The sequence below is a fragment of the Microcella flavibacter genome (genome assembly GCF_012530535.1).
GTDB classification, from domain to species: domain Bacteria; phylum Actinomycetota; class Actinomycetes; order Actinomycetales; family Microbacteriaceae; genus Microcella; species Microcella flavibacter.
Map to the genome: position 1 here is coordinate 618,401 of NZ_CP051299.1, position 16,417 is coordinate 634,817.

A 16,417-nucleotide genomic window follows, 5' to 3' on the forward strand; every position below is an offset into this window, starting at 1 on the left:
CGGCATGACCGCCGTGCACTTCGGCGCCGGCAACATCGGGCGCGGCTTCATCGGCCTGCTGCTGCACGAGGCCGGGCACGACCTCGTCTTCGTCGACGTCAACGGCCCGCTCATCGCCCAGATCGCCGCGGCCGACTCGTACCGGGTCATCGAGATCGGCGAGGACGAGCGCGAGAAGACCGTCACGGGCTTCACCGCGATCGACTCCTCCGCCGACCGCGACGCCGCCGTCGCCGCGGTCGCGAGCGCCGACATCGTCACCTGCGCCGTCGGCCCGACCGTGCTGCGCTTCATCGCGCCGGTGATCGCCGACGGCCTGCGCGCGCGCCCGGCCGAACTCCCGCCCGTCGTCGTCATGGCCTGCGAGAACGCGCTCGGCGCTACCGATCTGCTGCACGGTCACATCGCCGAGGCGCTCGGGGACGACGCCGCGGCCGTGCTCGCGCGCGGCGTCTTCGCGAACACCGCGGTCGACCGCATCGTGCCGGCGCAGGACGCGTCGGGTCTCGACGTGCGCGTCGAGCCGTTCTGCGAGTGGGCGATCGAGTCGGGGCCGTTCGCGGGCGCCGTGCCGAGCATCCCGGGCGCGCACTTCGTGCCCGAGCTCGCCCCCTACATCGAGCGCAAGCTCTTCACCGTGAACGCGGGCCACGCGGCCTGCGCCTACTTCGGCCACCTCGCCGGGGCGGCCACGATCGACGAGGGGATGCGCGTTCCGAGCGTGCGCGCCGCCGTCGAGGCCGTGCTGCTCGAGACCTCGCGGCTGCTCGTCGACCGCCACGGCTTCGCCGCCGCCGAGCAGGACGCCTACCGCGAGACCTCGCGAACCCGGCGCTCGCCGACGGCGTCGACCGGGTCGGCCGCCAGCCGATGCGCAAGCTCTCACGGGACGAGCGGTTCCTCTCGCCCGCGCGCGGCCTCGCCGACCTCGGCATCGCGCCGGTCGCGATCCTCGCGGCGGTCGGCGCCGGGCTGCGGTTCGACGTCGCCGACGATCCCGAGAGCGTCGCCCTGCAGCAGCTGCTCGCCTCCGAGGCGAGCGACGAGCAGATCGTCGCCGAGGTCATGGGCGTCGCCGCGGGGGAGCCGCTCGCGGCCGCGCTCGCGAGCGTCGTCGCCGAGGTGCGCGCGGGCTAGTCGGTCGCCAAGGGGGCCGGGGCGGACGCGGGCCCGGCCTGCGTCGGCTCGGCCGGCGTCGACATCGACGCGGATGCGGCTGCGGCGCGCGCGGCGTCGTGGCGCCGGCGCGCGCGCCGCAGCACGAGCAGCGCGATGAGCACGATCAGACCGATGGCGAGCATCCACGGCAGCAGCACGCCGACGGCGACGAGGGCGCCGCCGAGGAAGGCGAGCAGAGCATCCCACCCGGTCTCGAGGCCAGAGAGGAAGGTGTCGGGCTCGTCGACCGGCGCCGTCTGCTCGCTGCCGAGGGTGAGCCGCAGCGTCGAGAGGCTGACCTGGTCGGCGAGGGACCGCTGCTGCGACTGCAGGCTCTCGAGCTGCGCCTGCCGGTCGCTGATGGCGGTCTCGAGCGCGATGAGCTCCTCGACGTCTCCCGCCGAGCCCTGCAGGGCGAGCAGCCGCTCGACCGACGACGTCAGCGCGCCGATGCGGGCCTCGACGTCGCGCACCTCGCGGGTCACGTCGCTCGCGCTGAGGCTGAGCTCCTCCGACTCGCCGAGCTTCTGCAGCGACTCGATCACCTCGGTGAGCTGCGCCGACGGGATGCGGAGCACGAGCTCGGCCCCGCCCCGGTCGCCCTGCCGCGGTGCGTACTCGTCGCGGCCGTCGACGCGGCCGCCCGCGCGCTCCACGATCCGGGCCGCCTCGGCCGCGGCGTCCAGGGGCTCGTCGACGGTGACGTAGAGGCTGCCGGTGGTGATGACCTCGCGCCCCGAGCCGGAGCCGTCGACGAGGTCGCCCGTCCCGTCCCCGACCTCCTCGCCGAGCCCGCCGCCGGCATCCCCGTCGCCGCCGCCGCCGCTCTCGGCGGTCGGTGCCTCGATGCCGGGCTGGAACGTCTCGGCGGGCAGCGGCCCGCCGTCGATGCCGCCGAACCCGCCGCGCTCGTCGGCGGCCGAGTCGGCTGCGCTCGTGCAGCCCGCGAGCAGGAGCAGCAGCGCGAGCGGAGCGGCGAGGGCGGCAGCGCGGGCGCCGCGGGCCCCGCGGGGTGTGCGGGCGGCGCTGGTGCGCCGCGCACCGTGTGAATCGCAGGTGGAGCGCGCCGCGCCGGGGGCGACGGTGCGGCGGGGCGTCGTGCGGGCGTCGTGTGCGGTCATGGGGCGACCGTACGGAGCGCTCTCCGCGCGCCGCCACCCAACGTTTCGCGCAGAGACGTGTTCGTTATCTGATCGCTCGCCGACAGTGCACTGGGCGGATTCTGCAGACGAGCGGGCGAGGGCTTCGGCGTCGGTACGGTCTGACCAGGCCCTGTTCGCGACGCATCCGGGGAGGGCCGACAACCTGCGCGACTAGGGGTGGACGCGAAGGACGGAGGGGCCGGCTGAGCCGGCCCCTCCGTTGCGTTCCGCCTGCTGCGACGCGAGCCCGCGTTGCGAATCCTCGGGGCTGCCGGCTTTGCCGGCTGGCTCCCCGGCCCGCCTCCCGGACGCCGACGCCTCGCGTATTCCGTGCCGTCATCCTCGCGCCTTCCACTCTGCAGGACATGCTCGACGATTCGTCACCGAAGTCCTGCGCAGTGGAAGGAGCGCGAACACGAAACCGCCTCCGCCGGATCAGCGCCGGCGAGAGCGGGTCGGATCCGCACGCAGAACGCCGAGACACGTCATAGCCCCGCCCGCCATACTCGAGCCCATGGGCATCCTCGATCGCTGGCTCCGGCCGGCCCCCGAGCTGCACGTCGCCGGCGACACGGCCGATCCCGAGCGCGCCGGCGAGGGCGTGCCCGTCACGCCGCCCGACGCGCCGGGCCCCGTCGTCGTCATGATCCACGGCATCGCGAGCTCGTCGGTCACGTTCCAGAACCTCGTGCCGCTGCTCTCGCCCACGCACCGCTGCATCACGATCGACCTCCTCGGCTTCGGCCGATCGCCGGCTCCCGCCGACGCCACGTACACCCTCGAGGAGCACACCGCGGCGGTCGAGGCCGCCATCCGCGCCCTGCGCCTGCGCGAGCCCTTCGTGCTCGTCGGGCACTCGCTCGGCAGCCTCATCGCCACCCGCTACGCCGCCACCCACCGGCGCGAGCTCGAGCGCCTCGTGCTCATCAGCCCGCCCCTCTACCTGCCGCCGAGCGTCATCGGGGATCAGCGCGACCGCGCCTCGATGGGCCTCTACTTCTCGCTCTACGAGTTCATGCGCGCCAACCGGCAGTTCACGACCGCGACCGCGGCGGCGCTCGCGCGCATCGCTCCCATCAAGAACGTGCTCGAGGTGACCGAGCGCAACTGGCAGGCCTTCGTGCTCTCGCTGCAGAACGCCATCGAGACGCAGACCACCATCGCCGACCTCGCGTCCGTGCCCGTCGCCGTCGACGTCGTCTACGGAACCCTCGACCCCTTCCTCGCGCCCGGGGGCCTCAAGATCGCCGAGCAGCTGCGGCACGTCACCACCACCCGGGTGAACGGCGTCGACCACATCGTGCGGCGCAAGCTTGCGCGCGCGGTGGCGGCCATCATCGACGCGGCCCCGGCCGCTCCGGCGCCGCCGGCCTGAGCCGCGCCGCCGCGCGCCGCATCCCGCGCCGCCGCGGCTTGCCCCGCGCTCAGCCCGCGAGCAACGCCCGCACCGCGGCGAGCGCCGACTCGGGCACGTGGTGCTCGTTCCCCTCGCGCACGTCGAGCCGCGCATCCGCCCCCGCCGCCCGCAGGGCGTCGAGCGTCTCGTGCACGCGCCCGAGCGGCACCCAGGGGTCGTCGTCGGCCGCCTCCATGTAGACGGTCTGGCCCTCCAGCGAGCGCGACGACGCGACGACGGTACCGGCGGGGCCGATGAAGCCGCCGGTGAGCAGGGCGACCGGCCCGCGGATCCCCGGGCGGGTGAGCAGGTGGTGCGCGAGCAGGCAGGCGCCCTGCGAGAAGCCGACGACCGCGATGCGCGAGGGCTCGGCGCCCCGCGCGACGGCCTCGGCGAGCAGCGCGTCGATGCGGTCGAGCCCCGCGTCGAGCTGCGGCTGGTTGGCCTCGTAGGGCTCCATGAACTGCGCCGGGTACCAGGTGGCGCCGGGCGCCTCGGGCAGCATCCAGTGCAGCCCCGGGTCGTCGACGAGCGCCGCGATGCCGTGCATGAACACGGCGCCCTGTCCGCGACCGTGCACGCCGATGACGATGCGGCTGGCCTCCGCGGGGTCGGCTCCGTAGTGCAGCAGCTCGGTCATGGCGCTCCTTCCGGCGGGATGCGCGCGGGCCGCGCATCCGGCAATGTTCGCATAGCGGCTATTTGTCCGTAAAGCGGCTGAAATCGGCTCGCGCCTATTGTGCATGCATTTGCATGGATGTAGCGTCGGGCCCAGCGGCTCGAACCGCCTCGAACCGCCCGCGATCAAAGGAGATCACCATGGCCTTCATCCACGGCAGCCACCACATCACCCTCTGCGTCGGCACGGCGCAGGAGGACGTCGACTTCCACACCAAGACCCTCGGCATGCGCTTCATCAAGCGCACGGTGCTGTTCGACGGCGCCACGGCGATCTACCACCTCTACTACTCCAACGCGACGGGCGACCCCAGCTCGGTCGTCACGACCTTCCCCTTCGCGCAGGCCGGCCTCTACGGCAAGCAGGGCACCAACCAGGCTCGCGAGGTGCTGCTCTCGGTGCCCGCCGGCTCGGGGGAGTACTGGCAGAAGCGCCTCACCGAGCACGGCATCGACGCCGTCCGCGCCGACGTCGCCGGCACCCACCGCGTCGTCTTCACGCACCCCTGCGGCCTCGAGTACTCGCTCGTCGAGGTCACGGGCGACCCGCGCGAGGGCTACACGAAGAACGGCGTGCCGGCCGAGTACGCGGTGCACGGCATCTACGGCGTGGGCATCCACGTGACGACGCCCGACCGCACCGTCGAATTCGCCGACACGCTCTTCTTCAACCAGGCCGTCGGCGAGGAGGACGGCCGCATCACGCTGCGCCCGGGCGAGGCCCAGTACGGCAACACCATCGAGCTCATCCCCGACACGACGAGCGACCAGGGCACCTGGCACTTCGGCGCCGGCACCATCCACCACACCGCCTGGAACGCCGGCACGCTCGAGAACCAGACCGAGGTCAAGTTCGACATCGAGGGCGCGGGCTACACCGACATCTCGGAGCTGAAGGACCGCAAGTACTTCAAGTCGGTCTACGTGCGCACCCCCGCGGGCGCGCTCTTCGAGATCGCCGTCACCCACGCCGAGGGCGGCTGGGACTGCGACGAGTCGCCGGAGGAGCTTGGCTCGAAGTTCCAGTTGCCGCCGCAGTTCGAAGACCGTCGCGACGAGATCCTCGACAGCCTGGAGCCCATCGAGGTCTAGGTCGTCGACACGAGCACGGGCTCGGGTTCCGCGGGTGGTCGCGGGGCCCGGGCCCGTACCCCGTTCCGGCCCTTGTCAACCCCCTGATGCCGCTGCCCGGCCCTGCGTAGCGTTCGATCTCGTCAGCGATTCCCGATGAGAGGAGCACTCATGAGTGCCAGCACGATGAACGCGCAGATCGAGGTCGACGCTCCCGTGAGCGTCGTCTACAACCAGTGGACCCAGTTCGAGGACTTCCCCCACTTCATGGGCGCCGTCGAGAGCGTCACCCAGCTCGACGACACCCGTACCCGCTGGGTCACCAAGATCGGCGGGGTCGAGCGCGAGTTCGACGCCGTGATCACCGACCAGGTGCCCGACGAGCACATCGCCTGGGCGACCGAGGACGGCACCACGCACGTCGGCGAGGTCTCCTTCACGCCGGCAGGCGACGGCACCGCGATCACGCTGCGGATGGCCTGGCAGCCCGAGTCGTTCACCGAGAAGGCCGGCGCGGCATTGGGGCTCGACGAGCGCCAGGCCGAGTCCGACCTGAAGAAGTTCAAGGAGTTCATCGAGGAGCGCGGCGCGGCCACCGGCGGCTGGCGCGGCGAGGTGCACGGCGGCACGCCGGACAGCTCTACCCCCGCTCTCTAGAGCCCCCCTCCACGGGCCGCCCTCGCCACCCGGCGTCGGCGGCCCGTGGTGCGTCTGCGTAGGCTGAAGGCATGAAGACCTCCACCCTCGGCCGTACCGGCGCGACCGTCTCCTCCATCTCCCTCGGCACCTGGCAGCTCGGGGCCGACTGGGGCGATGTGAGCGAAGAGGATGCCCGCGCCGTGCTCGACGCCGCCGTCGAGTCGGGCGTCACCATGTTCGACACCGCCGACGTCTACGGCGACGGCCGCAGCGAGCAGCTGATCGGCCGCTACCTCGCCGACCGCAGCGATCTCGACGTGCTCGTGGCCACCAAGATGGGCCGCCGCATGCCGCAGGAGGTCGAGAACTACTCCGCCGAGAACCTGCGCGCCTGGAACGACCGCAGCCGCGAGAACCTCGGCGTCGACACGCTCGACCTCACGCAGCTGCACTGCCCTCCCACCGCGCTGTACTCGGTCGACCGCGTCTTCGACGACCTCGACGCCATGGTCGCCGAGGGCCGCATGCGCGCCTACGGCGTGAGCGTCGAGACGGTCGAGGAGGCGCTCGCCGCCATCGCCCGCCCGAACGTCGCGACCGTGCAGATCATCATCAACGCCTTCCGCCTCAAGCCGCTCGACGCCGTGCTGCCCGCGGCGATCGGCGCGGGCGTCGGCATCATCGCCCGCGTGCCGCTCGCCTCGGGCCTGCTGAGCGGGCGGTACACGAGCGAGACGACTTTCGCCGAGAACGACCACCGCACCTACAACCGGCAGGGCGACGCCTTCGACGTCGGCGAGACCTTCTCGGGCGTCGACTACGAGAAGGGCGTCGCCGCCGCGCAGGAGTTCTCGGCACTCGCCGCCGAGTACGACCTCGCCCCGGCGACCGCCGCGCTCGCCTGGCTCACCCAGCTGCCCGGCGTCAGCACGGTCATCCCCGGCGCCCGCTCGCCCGAGCAGGCCATCATGAACGCGGCGGCCGGCAGCGTCGAGCCGCTCGGCGCCGAGTTCCACGCCCGTGTCGTCGACCTGTACGACCGCAGCTTCCGCGCTGCCATCCACGACCGCTGGTGAGCGCGGGGTCGGCCGCGGCCGAGCCCCGCGGCCTCGGCCGCACCTTCGGCAACGTCTTCACCGCGAACCTCGTCTCGAGCCTCGGTGACGGCATCGCGCGCACAGCGAGCCCGCTGCTCGCGGCCCGGCTCACCGACGACCCGGTGCTCATCGCGGGGCTCGGCGCGCTGGCGATGCTGCCCTGGCTGTTCTTCGCGCTGCCGTCGGGCATCCTCGTCGACCGCATGGACCGCCGCCGCGCCCTCGCCCTCGCGGCCGGCGTGCGCACAGTGCTCGCGGTCGGCCTCATCGCGCTCGTCGCGACCGACACCCTCACGATCGCCTGGCTGTACCTGCTGATCTTCGTCTACGGCGCGTGCGAGACCCTCTACGACGGTGCCATCCGCGCGGTGGTGCCGAGCATCGTGCCGAAGGCGAAGCTCGCCCGCGCGAACAGCCGCATCGAGGGCGCCGAGCTCGTCGTGCAGAACTTCGCCTCGGCGCCGCTGACCTCGCTGCTGTTCGCCTTCGCCGTGCTGGTGCCGCTCGGGATGCTCGCCGTCGCCTTCGGCCTCGCCGTGGTGCTCGCGGTGCTGCTGCCGCAGGCCGCCTCGGGGCGCCAGTTCCGCACCGCCCGCCAGGGCGCGCCGGCCGAGCCCGTGGTGCCGTTCCGCCAGCAGTTCCTCGACGGCTGGCGCTTCATCGTCGGCAACCGCATGCTGCGCACCCTCTGGATCTTCACGATCGCGACCGGACTGCTCTACGCGGCCGCCTCGGCGACCCTCGTGCTCTACGTGCTCGACGAGCTCGCGGTGCCCGAGGCGGGGTTCGGCGCGTTCCTGCTCGCGGGAGCCGCCGGCGGCGTGCTCGGCTCCGTCGCCGCCGCACGGCTGAGCGCCCGTTTCGGCCTCGGCCCGACGATGGCGGCGGTCAACCTGCTCGCCGGCGTCAGCACGATCCTCATCGGCGTCTGGCCCGAGGTGGGGCCGGCCTTCGCGCTGTTCGCGATCGAGTCGGGCGCGATCACCGTGTGGAACATCCTGATGATGAGCCTGCGCCAGGCGGTCATCCCCGGCTGGCTGCTCGGCCGAGTGCACGGCACCTGGCGCACGCTTCTCTGGGGCACCATGCCGCTCGGCTCGCTCCTGGGCGGCGGTCTCGCCCTGCTGGGCCTCGGCGTGCCGTGGATCATCGGCGGCGCGGGCATCACGCTGCTCGGCCTGATCTTCTACCGCTTCCTCATGTCGCTGCCCGACCCCGAGACGATCGACAACGGCGACGAGCCGCCCGCCGCGACGGGGGCGATCCCGCACCAGAACCCGCCCTCCGAGCCCCCGGGGCGGCCGGCGGTCGAGTAGGCGCGCGATCGTCGACGACGGGATGCGCGAGCATGGAGTCATGACCTTCACCCTCGCGCGCCATCCCGCCGTCGTCGTCCCGCGCCGGGTGGCGCTCGCCGAGCGCACCGTGCTCGCCCCGGGCTTCGTGCGCCTGCGCCTGGTCGAGTCGTCGCCGGGGGAGCTCGCGGGCTTCGACGCGCCCGGATCCGGCGATCACTTCCGCATGGTCGTCGCCCTCGATGCGCAGGGCCAGCCGGCCGGTGCGTCGAGCACGTACACGGCCGTGGCCTGGCAGGTCGAGGCCGAGCCGCGCTGGGTCGACCTCGACGTCGTGCTGCACGACGACCAGGATGACGCGGTGGGGGAGCCCGCGGCCGAGCCCCGCGCCGGCGTGGCCCGCTGGGCCGCCTCGGCCCCGATCGGCGCCCCCGCCGTCATCGCCGGGCCGAAGGGCTCCGTGCTCATGACCGGCCGGCCCGAGCGGGCTCTGCTGGCCGGCGACGACACCGCCGTGCCCGCCCTGCGCCGCTACCTCGGGATGCTCGGCGCGGGCACCCGCGGCGACCTGCTGCTCGAGACGCGCCACGACCCGCGGGCGCTGGGGCTCGAGGTTCCGGCGGGCGTCGAGCTCAGCATCCTGCCCCCGGTGCCGCACGATCCGGGCGCCGCGATCACGGCCGCCCTGACGGATCGGCCGCGCCCCCTGCCCGCCCCCGACGCCGACGCGGGCGCCGACGGCCACGACGTCTTCGTCTTCGTCTGCGCCGAGCAGTCGGTCGTCGCGCCGGCCCGGGCGATGCTCGCGCGCTGGGGCATCCCGGTCGAGCAGGCCGTGGTCAAGGGCTACTGGAAGCGGTAGCGTGCGCCTTGCTCGGCGGTCGATCGCCGGGAACGAGGAGTCGGCATGACCGAGAGCGACGCGCCCTACCCGCCGAAGCCCGTGCTGGTGGCCTCCGAGAAGCCCGTCGCGCCGAGCGTGCGGCCGGCGGTGTGGCTCGCGGCCGTCGCCCTCGTCGCGATCGTCACCGGCGGCTACGTCGCGTCCGCCGCGGCAGGGATCGGGGCGATCGTCTTCGCGCTCGCGGCCCGTCGTGAGCTGCGGAGCAACAGCAGTCTCGCAGGAACGCTGCGCTCGCTCCTGGCGATGATCGTCGGCATCATCGCCGTGGGGCTCGGGCTCGTCTCCGTCGCGATCCCGTGGGCCTTCGTGGGATTCGCCTTCCTGAACGTGTAAGCGCGGGCGCGGCGCGTCAGCGCTCCGGCCCGCCGACCCTCGGCCGATCAGCCGTGGTCGTCGGGGTGCAGTCCGGTGCGCTCGCCGGTCTCGAGCGACGCGATCGCCACCATGTCGTCGGCGTCGAGCATCCAGTCGACGACGTCGGCGTTGGCGCGCACGCGCTCGAGCGAGGTGCTCTTGGGGATGATCACGAGCCCCTGCTGCACGTGCCAGCGCAGCGCCACCTGGGCCGCGGTGCGCCCGTGCTTCTCGCCGATCGCGTCGAGCACCTCGCGGTCGCGCGAGCCGGCCTCGAGCACGCGGCCGCGGGCGAGGGGGCTCCAGCTCTCGGTGAGGGTGCCGTGGGCGGCGTCGGCGGCGCGGATCGCGTGCTGCGGCAGGTGCGGGTGCAGCTCGACCTGGTTGACGGCCGGGGCGACGCCCGTCTCGTCGACGATGCGGGCGAGGTGGTGGGGCTCGAAGTTGCTGACGCCGATCGAGCGCACGACACCCTCCTCGCGCAGGGCGATCAGGGCGCGCCAGGCCTCGACGTAGCGATCCTGCGTCGGCGCCGGCCAGTGGATGAGGAACAGGTCGAGGTAGTCGAGCCCCGTCTTCGCCAGGCTCTCGTGGAACGCCCGCCGCGTCTCGTCGAGCCCGTGCCGGTCGTTCCACACCTTGCTCGTCACGAACAGCTGCTCGCGGTCGACGCCGCTCGCCCGCACGCCCTCGCCGACGCCCTCCTCGTTGAGGTACAGCGCGGCGGTGTCGATGTGCCGGTAGCCGGCCCCGATCGCGCCGTGCACGAGCGCCGCCGTCTCGTCGGCGGGCACCTTGTACACGCCGAGACCGATCTGCGGGATGCTGCGGCCGTCGTTCATGGTCAGCAGGGGTGAGAAGGCACTGGTCACCCCGCCAGTATCCCGGCATCCCCCGTCAATCGCGTGGGAGACCGCCCGGCCTCGGAGCGCTGCGCGCCGAGCTGCGCTTGGCTCGACCCATGACCCATCTCATGATCATCGTCGGCAGCACCCGTCCCGGCCGCGTCGGCCTCCCCGTCGCCGAGTGGGCGCGCGAGCACCTCGCGCGGCTCGACGGGGTGGAGATCGACTTCGTCGACCTCGCCGAGCTGGCCCTGCCGTTCCTCGACGAGCCGGCCCACCCGGCGAAGCGCGCCTACACGAAGCCGCACACGATCGCGTGGAGCGAGCGCGTCGACGCTGCCGAGGGTTTCGTCTTCGTCACCCCCGAGTACAACCACTCGTACTCGCCGGTGCTGAAGAACGCCGTCGACTTCCTCTTCCAGGAGTGGAGCGCGAAGCCCGTCGGCTTCGTCAGCTACGGCGGGCTCTCGGGCGGCACGCGCGCCGTCGCCGCCTACGAGCCCGTGCTCACGACCGTCGGCCTCGTCAAGGTGCCGGCGAACGTCGAGATCGCGGGCGTCGGCGGGCAGGTCGCCGACGGGGTGTTCGCGGGCGACGAGAAGGCGGTCTCCGCGCTCACGGCCATGGGGGAGCAGCTCGTCGCCTACAGCGCGGCGCTCGCCGGCCTGCGCGGCTGAGCCTGGCGCCCGCGAGGGGCCCGGCAGGGGCATCCCGTCGCCGTAGCGATCAGCTGATCGTCGCGACCGGTTCGGTGTCGGCCTGCGGGCTCGCGTCGCGTCCGCGCAGATCGGGGTGGGCGCGCACGAACACGATCGGGATGACCGTGCCGAGCAGCGCGAAGGCCGCACCCACGGCGAACCCGCCGGTGGCGCCGTACCCGTCGATGAGGAACCCGGCGGCGGCCGAGCCCAGGGCCGCGCCCACGAGCTGGCCCGTGCCGAGCCAGCCGTAGGCCTCCGCCGTCTCGCTGAACCGCACGCTCGCCGAGACGATCGCGAACATGACCGCGAGCGCCGGGGCGATGCCGGCGCCGGCGATGAGCAGGGTGATCGCGAGGCCCCAGAAGTCGAGGAAGAAGGCGGCCGCCGCGGTGCCGACGAAGACGACCGCCATGCGGCGGGCGAGCGCCCACGGGCCGATCGGGATCTGCCCAAAGGCGAGACCGCCCGCGAGCGAGCCGATCGCCCAGATGGCGAGCACGATGCCCGCCTCGGCGCCTTCGTCGCGGAAGTTCGCCACGACCGCGGCCTCGATCGCGGCGCAGGCCCCGACGAGCAGGAACCCCACCACGGTCGCGAGCAGCACGGGCGGGCGGGAGAGCACGACGCCGATCGAGCGGCGCGATCGCGGGATGCGCACCCGACCCACCTCGGGGGAGGCCAGGAACCACACCCCGCCGCCGATGAGGAAGGCGCCCGCGAGCATGATCGCGGCGACCGTCGAGACCTGCGTGGCGACGAAGGTCGTCATGACAGGGCCGGCGACCCAGATGATCTCCTGCGCGGAGGCGTCGAGGGAGAAGAGGGGAGTGAGCTGCTTCGAGGTGACCATCTTGGGGTAGATGGTGCGCACCGCGGGCTGGATGGGCGGGTTGGCGAGGCCGCCGATGAAGCCGACGATCATGTAGGCCCACAGCGGCAGGGCGACGAAGGCGACGACGCCGAGGCTCGCGGCGCAGACGACGAGGGTGAGGGTGATGACCGGGCGCATGCCCCAGACGCCCATCCACCGGCTCGTCAGCGGGCCGGCGATCGCCTGGCCGATGCTCGTCGCGCCGAGCACGAGGCCGGCGGAGCCATAGGAGTCGAAGATCTGCTCGATGTGCAGCAGGTACGCGAGCGAGATCATGCCCGAGGGGAAGCGCGCGGTCAGCTGTGCGCCGATGATGCGCGCGACGCCGCGAGTTCTCAACAGGTCGCCGTATCCGCTCACGGATCCACAGCCTAGACCGGCGCGGAGGAGGGCCCGCGACCCCCGGATTCCCGGCGCTCTCACGGCCTCGACGGCGTGTCGGTGGTGGGTGCCAGCATGGGGATAAGTCAGCGGACTTATGCACAGCTGTGGACGACACGCCCACTACATCTAGTGGTGTGTCAATCCCGCTGACCCCGATATATAGTGGCCAAGCCGCCGGGGGCGGACAACGGATTTCAGCACAGCACCGGGCCTGGAAGGGCGCGAGAGGAGAACGCACGTGAGCATTACGGTCGTCAAGCGAGACGGGTCGCGCGAGCCCTACGACGCCAACAAGATCAACCTGGCGATCGAGCACGCGGCCGTGGGTCTCGACCCCGACATCACGTGGGTCACGCAGATCGCGAGCGAGCTCGAGCTCACGCTGTTCGACGGCATCACGACGCAGCAGCTCGACGAGGCCGTCATCCAGGTCGCCCTGCAGAACATCAAGGACGACCCGGCGTTCGACATCGTCGCCGCGCGCCTCCTCCTCAAGACCATCTACAAGCGCGTGCTCGGCGACTACTCGACCCCGGCCGAGCTCAAGCAGCTGCACCGCGACCACTTCTCCGCGTACATCCACCGCGGCGTGGACGAGCAGCTGCTCGATTCGCGGTTCCCGGCCCTGTTCGACCTCGACCGCCTCGCCGCGGCCCTCGAGCCGGCCCACGACGAGCTGCTGAAGTACATCGGCGTCGTCACGCTCAACAACCGCTACGGCATCAAGGCCCGCAACAACGAGCCCCTCGAGACCCCGCAGTACTTCTGGATGCGCGTGGCCATGGGCCTCTCGCTCAACGAGGCCGACGCCACGAGCCACGCCATCGCCTTCTACGAGAAGATGTCGAAGCTCGAGTACCTCGCGGCCGGCTCCACCCTCGTCAACGCGGGCACCAGCTACCCGCAGCTCTCGAACTGCTTCGTGATGGAGATGCAGGACGACATCGAGCACATCGCCAAGAGCGTGCGCGACGTCATGTGGCTCACCAAGGGCACCGGCGGCATCGGCCTCTCGGTCACCAAGCTGCGCGCCCAGGGCTCGCCCATCCGCTCGAACAACACCTCCTCCACCGGTCCGATCCCCTTCATGCACACGATCGACTCGGTGCTGCGCGCGGTCAGCCGCGGCGGCAAGAAGTTCGGCGCCCTGTGCTTCTACATGGAGAACTGGCACATGGACTTCCCGGAGTTCCTCGACCTGCGTCAGAACTCCGGCGACCCCTACCGCCGCACCCGCACCGCCAACACCGCGGTCTGGATCAGCGACGAGTTCATGAAGCGCGTGCAGAACGACGAGGACTGGTACCTCTTCGACCCGCTCGAGGTCAGCGACCTCAACGAGCTCTACGGCAAGGAGTTCTCGACCCGGTACGCCGAGTACGTGGCGATGGCCGAGCGCGGCGAGCTGAAGATGTTCAAGAAGCTCGGCGCCCGCGAGCAGTTCAAGCAGATCCTCATCTCGCTGCAGTCCACGAGCCACCCGTGGCTCACGTGGAAGGACACGATCAACAACCGCGCCATCAACAACAACACCGGCACGATCCACCTGTCGAACCTCTGCACCGAGATCTGCCTGCCGCAGGACCGCGACAACATCTCGGTCTGCAACCTGGCCTCGATCAACCTCTCGCGCCACATCGAGAACGGGCGCATCGACTTCGCGAAGATCGAGGAGAGCGCCCGCCTCGCGGTGCGCCAGCTCGACAACCTCATCGACATCACCGTGTCGAGCGTCGACGAGGCCGACCACGCCAACCAGAACAACCGCGCCATCGGCCTGGGCGTCATGGGCTTCACCGACGTCGTCGAGAAGCTGGGCTTCTCGTACGAGTCGGAGGAGGCCTTCGACCTCATCGACGAGATCATGGAGCACGTCTCCTACGCGGCGATCGACGAGTCGACCGAGCTGGCGAAGGAGCGCGGCTCGTACGCGAACTTCGAGGGCTCGCGCTGGTCGCAGGGCCTCGTGCCGCTCGACACGATCGACCTCACCGAGGCCGACCGCGGCCTCGAGGTGCAGGTCAACCGCACGACGCGCCTCGACTGGGACGCGCTGCGCGCCAAGGTCAAGGGCGGCATGCGCAACGCGACGCTCATGGCCATCGCGCCCACGGCGTCCATCGGTCTCGTCGCCGGCACCACGCCCGGCCTCGACCCGCAGTTCTCGCAGATCTTCAGCCGCTCCACGAGCTCGGGCAAGTTCCTCGAGGTCAACCGCAACCTCGTCGCGACCCTGCGCGAGCACGGCCTGTGGGAGCGCGTGCGCGAGAGCATCCTGCGCAGCCAGGGCGACATCCAGAACATCGCCGAGATCCCCGACGAGATCAAGGCCACGTACAAGACGAGCTTCCAGCTCTCGCCGTACGCGTTCCTCGAGGTCGCCGCGCGCGCCCAGAAGTGGATCGACCAGGCCATCAGCCGCAACATGTACCTCGAGACGCGCGACGTCGACGAGATGGTCGACATCTACACCGCCGCGTGGAAGAAGGGCGTGAAGACGACCTACTACCTGCACATGAAGCCGCGCCACACGGCCGAGCAGTCGACGGTCAAGGTCAACAAGGCCGAGGCCATCAATTCGGGCAACGCGAGCGGGCGCAAGGGCTTCGGCGCCGCGTCCTCCTCGGCTCCGGCCGCTGCTCCGGCTGCCGCCGCCCCCGCCCGCAAGGGCTTCGGCTTCGGCGGCGCGAAGGCGGGCAGCTGATGTCGGGCACCGCGACGGCGCCCGTCGCCACGACGCCCGCCACCGAATACTTCGCCGCTGAGTCCTATTCCTACGTGGTCCCGATCGACCCGATGGACGAACTGCACTGCGAGAGCTGCCAGTAGGCCGTTCTCGCAGCATCCACCCCGATCATCTCCCGTACGCAACTCATCACGAAAGGCTCGACACCATGGGCATTCTCGGCACCGGCATCCAGGAGGGCCTCCTCCTCAAGCCCGTCACCTATCAGTGGGCGATGGACCTCTACGACCAGGCTGTGGCCAACACCTGGTTCCCCAACGAGGTGCAGCTCGGCGAGGACATCGCCGACTTCAAGAAGATGACGGACGAAGAGCGTCACGCCATCACGTTCCTCATGAGCTACTTCAACCCGAACGAGCTGCTCGTCAACAAGGCGCTCGCGTTCGGCGTCTACCCCTACGTCAAGGCTCCCGAGGCGCACCTCTACCTCGCGAAGCAGATGTGGGAGGAGGCGAACCACTGCATGAGCTTCGAGTACGTGCTGGAGACCTTCCCGATCGACCGCGTGGCCGCGTACGACAGCCACATCGACGTCCCCTCGATGGCGCGCAAGGAGGAGTTCGAGGTCAAGTTCATCAAGCGCATGACCGAGGACACCCTCGACATCACCACCACCGAGGGCAAGCAGGACTTCATCCGCAACCTCGTGGCGTACAACGTCATCCTCGAGGGCATCTGGTTCTACTCGGGCTTCATGGTGGCGCTGTCGTTCCGCCAGCGGAACCTGCTGCGCAACTTCGGCTCGCTCGTCGACTGGATCGTGCGCGACGAGTCGCTGCACCTGAAGTTCGGCATGAACCTCATCCTCACCGTGCTGGAGGAGAACGAAGACCTTCAGACGGAGGAGTTCGCCGCCGAGATCCGCCAGATGATCCTCGACGCGGTCGAGATGGAGTCGGCGTACAACCACGACCTGCTGCCCAACGGCATCCTCGGTCTGAACGCCAACTACATCAACCAGTACGTCAAGTACCTGGCCGACCGTCGCCTCGAGGAGCTCGGCTTCGAGCCCGAGTACAACGTGTCGAACCCGGCGAAGTGGATGGCGACGGCGAACGACACGCTGCAGCTCGTCAACTTCTTCGAGTCGACGAACACCTCCTACGAGGTCAACGCCAAGACCTCGGCGTAGTCGA

General features: G+C 71.2%; 15 protein-coding genes and 1 pseudogene. 12 read left to right on the forward strand and 4 right to left on the reverse strand.

Going from position 1 to position 16,417, the window contains the following annotated elements; genetic code table 11:
* The first annotated feature begins 4 nt into the window (after positions 1-4).
* Positions 5-1,137: pseudogene (locus tag HGB54_RS02945) on the forward strand (mannitol-1-phosphate 5-dehydrogenase).
* Here HGB54_RS02945 and HGB54_RS02950 read toward each other — a convergent pair.
* Positions 1,134-2,279: a DUF4349 domain-containing protein gene (locus HGB54_RS02950; RefSeq protein ID WP_168915128.1), complete on the reverse strand. Its 1,146-nt coding sequence runs from the start codon at positions 2,277-2,279 to the stop codon at positions 1,134-1,136. The pseudogene HGB54_RS02945 and the gene HGB54_RS02950 overlap by 4 nt on opposite strands.
* 535 nt (positions 2,280-2,814) lie before the next feature.
* Between HGB54_RS02950 and HGB54_RS02955 the strand changes: the two genes are divergently transcribed.
* Positions 2,815-3,675: an alpha/beta fold hydrolase gene (locus HGB54_RS02955; RefSeq protein WP_168915129.1), complete on the forward strand. Its 861-nt coding sequence runs from the start codon at positions 2,815-2,817 to the stop codon at positions 3,673-3,675.
* 49 nt (positions 3,676-3,724) lie between these two features.
* Here HGB54_RS02955 and HGB54_RS02960 read toward each other — a convergent pair whose 3' ends face one another.
* Entirely contained in the window at positions 3,725-4,336 is a 612-nt protein-coding gene (locus HGB54_RS02960; RefSeq protein WP_168915130.1) for an alpha/beta hydrolase, read from the reverse strand.
* Positions 4,337-4,515: 179 nt separating this feature from the next.
* Between HGB54_RS02960 and HGB54_RS02965 the strand changes: the two genes are divergently transcribed.
* The 6 genes from HGB54_RS02965 to HGB54_RS02990 all read left to right on the forward strand — a co-directional run bounded on the left by HGB54_RS02965 (position 4,516) and on the right by HGB54_RS02990 (position 9,713).
* Positions 4,516-5,466, forward strand: a complete 951-nt coding sequence (locus HGB54_RS02965) for a VOC family protein (protein ID WP_168915131.1) — start codon at positions 4,516-4,518, stop codon at positions 5,464-5,466.
* A gap of 150 nt (positions 5,467-5,616) precedes the next feature.
* A complete protein-coding gene (locus HGB54_RS02970) occupies positions 5,617-6,102 on the forward strand; it encodes an SRPBCC family protein (RefSeq protein WP_168915132.1) in 486 nt (161 codons plus the stop codon).
* A gap of 71 nt (positions 6,103-6,173) precedes the next feature.
* Positions 6,174-7,160: an aldo/keto reductase gene (locus HGB54_RS02975; RefSeq protein ID WP_168915133.1), complete on the forward strand. Its 987-nt coding sequence runs from the start codon at positions 6,174-6,176 to the stop codon at positions 7,158-7,160.
* A complete protein-coding gene (locus HGB54_RS02980) occupies positions 7,157-8,497 on the forward strand; it encodes an MFS transporter (protein ID WP_168915134.1) in 1,341 nt (446 codons plus the stop codon). The genes HGB54_RS02975 and HGB54_RS02980 overlap by 4 nt, the downstream gene beginning before the upstream one ends.
* A 40-nt stretch (positions 8,498-8,537) precedes the next feature.
* Positions 8,538-9,338, forward strand: coding sequence for a siderophore-interacting protein (locus HGB54_RS02985; RefSeq protein WP_168915135.1), 801 nt, complete (start codon positions 8,538-8,540; stop codon positions 9,336-9,338).
* Positions 9,339-9,383: 45 nt separating this feature from the next.
* Positions 9,384-9,713, forward strand: a complete 330-nt coding sequence (locus HGB54_RS02990; RefSeq protein WP_168915136.1) for an EscU/YscU/HrcU family type III secretion system export apparatus switch protein — start codon at positions 9,384-9,386, stop codon at positions 9,711-9,713.
* A 47-nt stretch (positions 9,714-9,760) separates the two neighbouring features.
* Here the strand turns inward: HGB54_RS02990 and HGB54_RS02995 are convergent, their stop codons facing one another.
* Complete coding sequence (locus HGB54_RS02995) at positions 9,761-10,606, reverse strand: aldo/keto reductase (protein ID WP_456085602.1); 846 nt, start codon at positions 10,604-10,606, stop codon at positions 9,761-9,763.
* An 89-nt stretch (positions 10,607-10,695) separates the two neighbouring features.
* Between HGB54_RS02995 and HGB54_RS03000 the strand changes: the two genes are divergently transcribed.
* Positions 10,696-11,256, forward strand: coding sequence for an NADPH-dependent FMN reductase (locus tag HGB54_RS03000; RefSeq protein ID WP_168915137.1), 561 nt, complete (start codon positions 10,696-10,698; stop codon positions 11,254-11,256).
* A 49-nt stretch (positions 11,257-11,305) separates the two neighbouring features.
* Here HGB54_RS03000 and HGB54_RS03005 read toward each other — a convergent pair whose 3' ends face one another.
* A complete protein-coding gene (locus tag HGB54_RS03005) occupies positions 11,306-12,511 on the reverse strand; it encodes an MFS transporter (protein WP_168915138.1) in 1,206 nt (401 codons plus the stop codon).
* 262 nt (positions 12,512-12,773) lie between these two features.
* On the opposite strand from HGB54_RS03005, the gene HGB54_RS03010 reads away from it, so the two are divergent.
* The 3 genes from HGB54_RS03010 (at position 12,774) to HGB54_RS03015 (ending at position 16,413) form a co-directional block, all read left to right on the forward strand.
* Positions 12,774-15,239, forward strand: coding sequence for a ribonucleoside-diphosphate reductase subunit alpha (locus HGB54_RS03010; RefSeq protein WP_168915139.1), 2,466 nt, complete (start codon positions 12,774-12,776; stop codon positions 15,237-15,239).
* On the forward strand, positions 15,239-15,364 hold the full coding sequence (locus HGB54_RS12730) for a hypothetical protein (RefSeq protein ID WP_267237843.1): 126 nt from the start codon (positions 15,239-15,241) through the stop codon (positions 15,362-15,364). Before HGB54_RS03010 ends, HGB54_RS12730 begins: the two co-directional genes overlap by 1 nt.
* 65 nt (positions 15,365-15,429) lie before the next feature.
* Positions 15,430-16,413 carry a ribonucleotide-diphosphate reductase subunit beta gene (locus HGB54_RS03015; RefSeq protein WP_168915140.1) on the forward strand — a complete coding sequence of 328 codons (984 nt, stop codon included), beginning with the start codon at positions 15,430-15,432 and terminating at the stop codon, positions 16,411-16,413.
* The last annotated feature ends 4 nt before the right edge of the window (positions 16,414-16,417 follow it).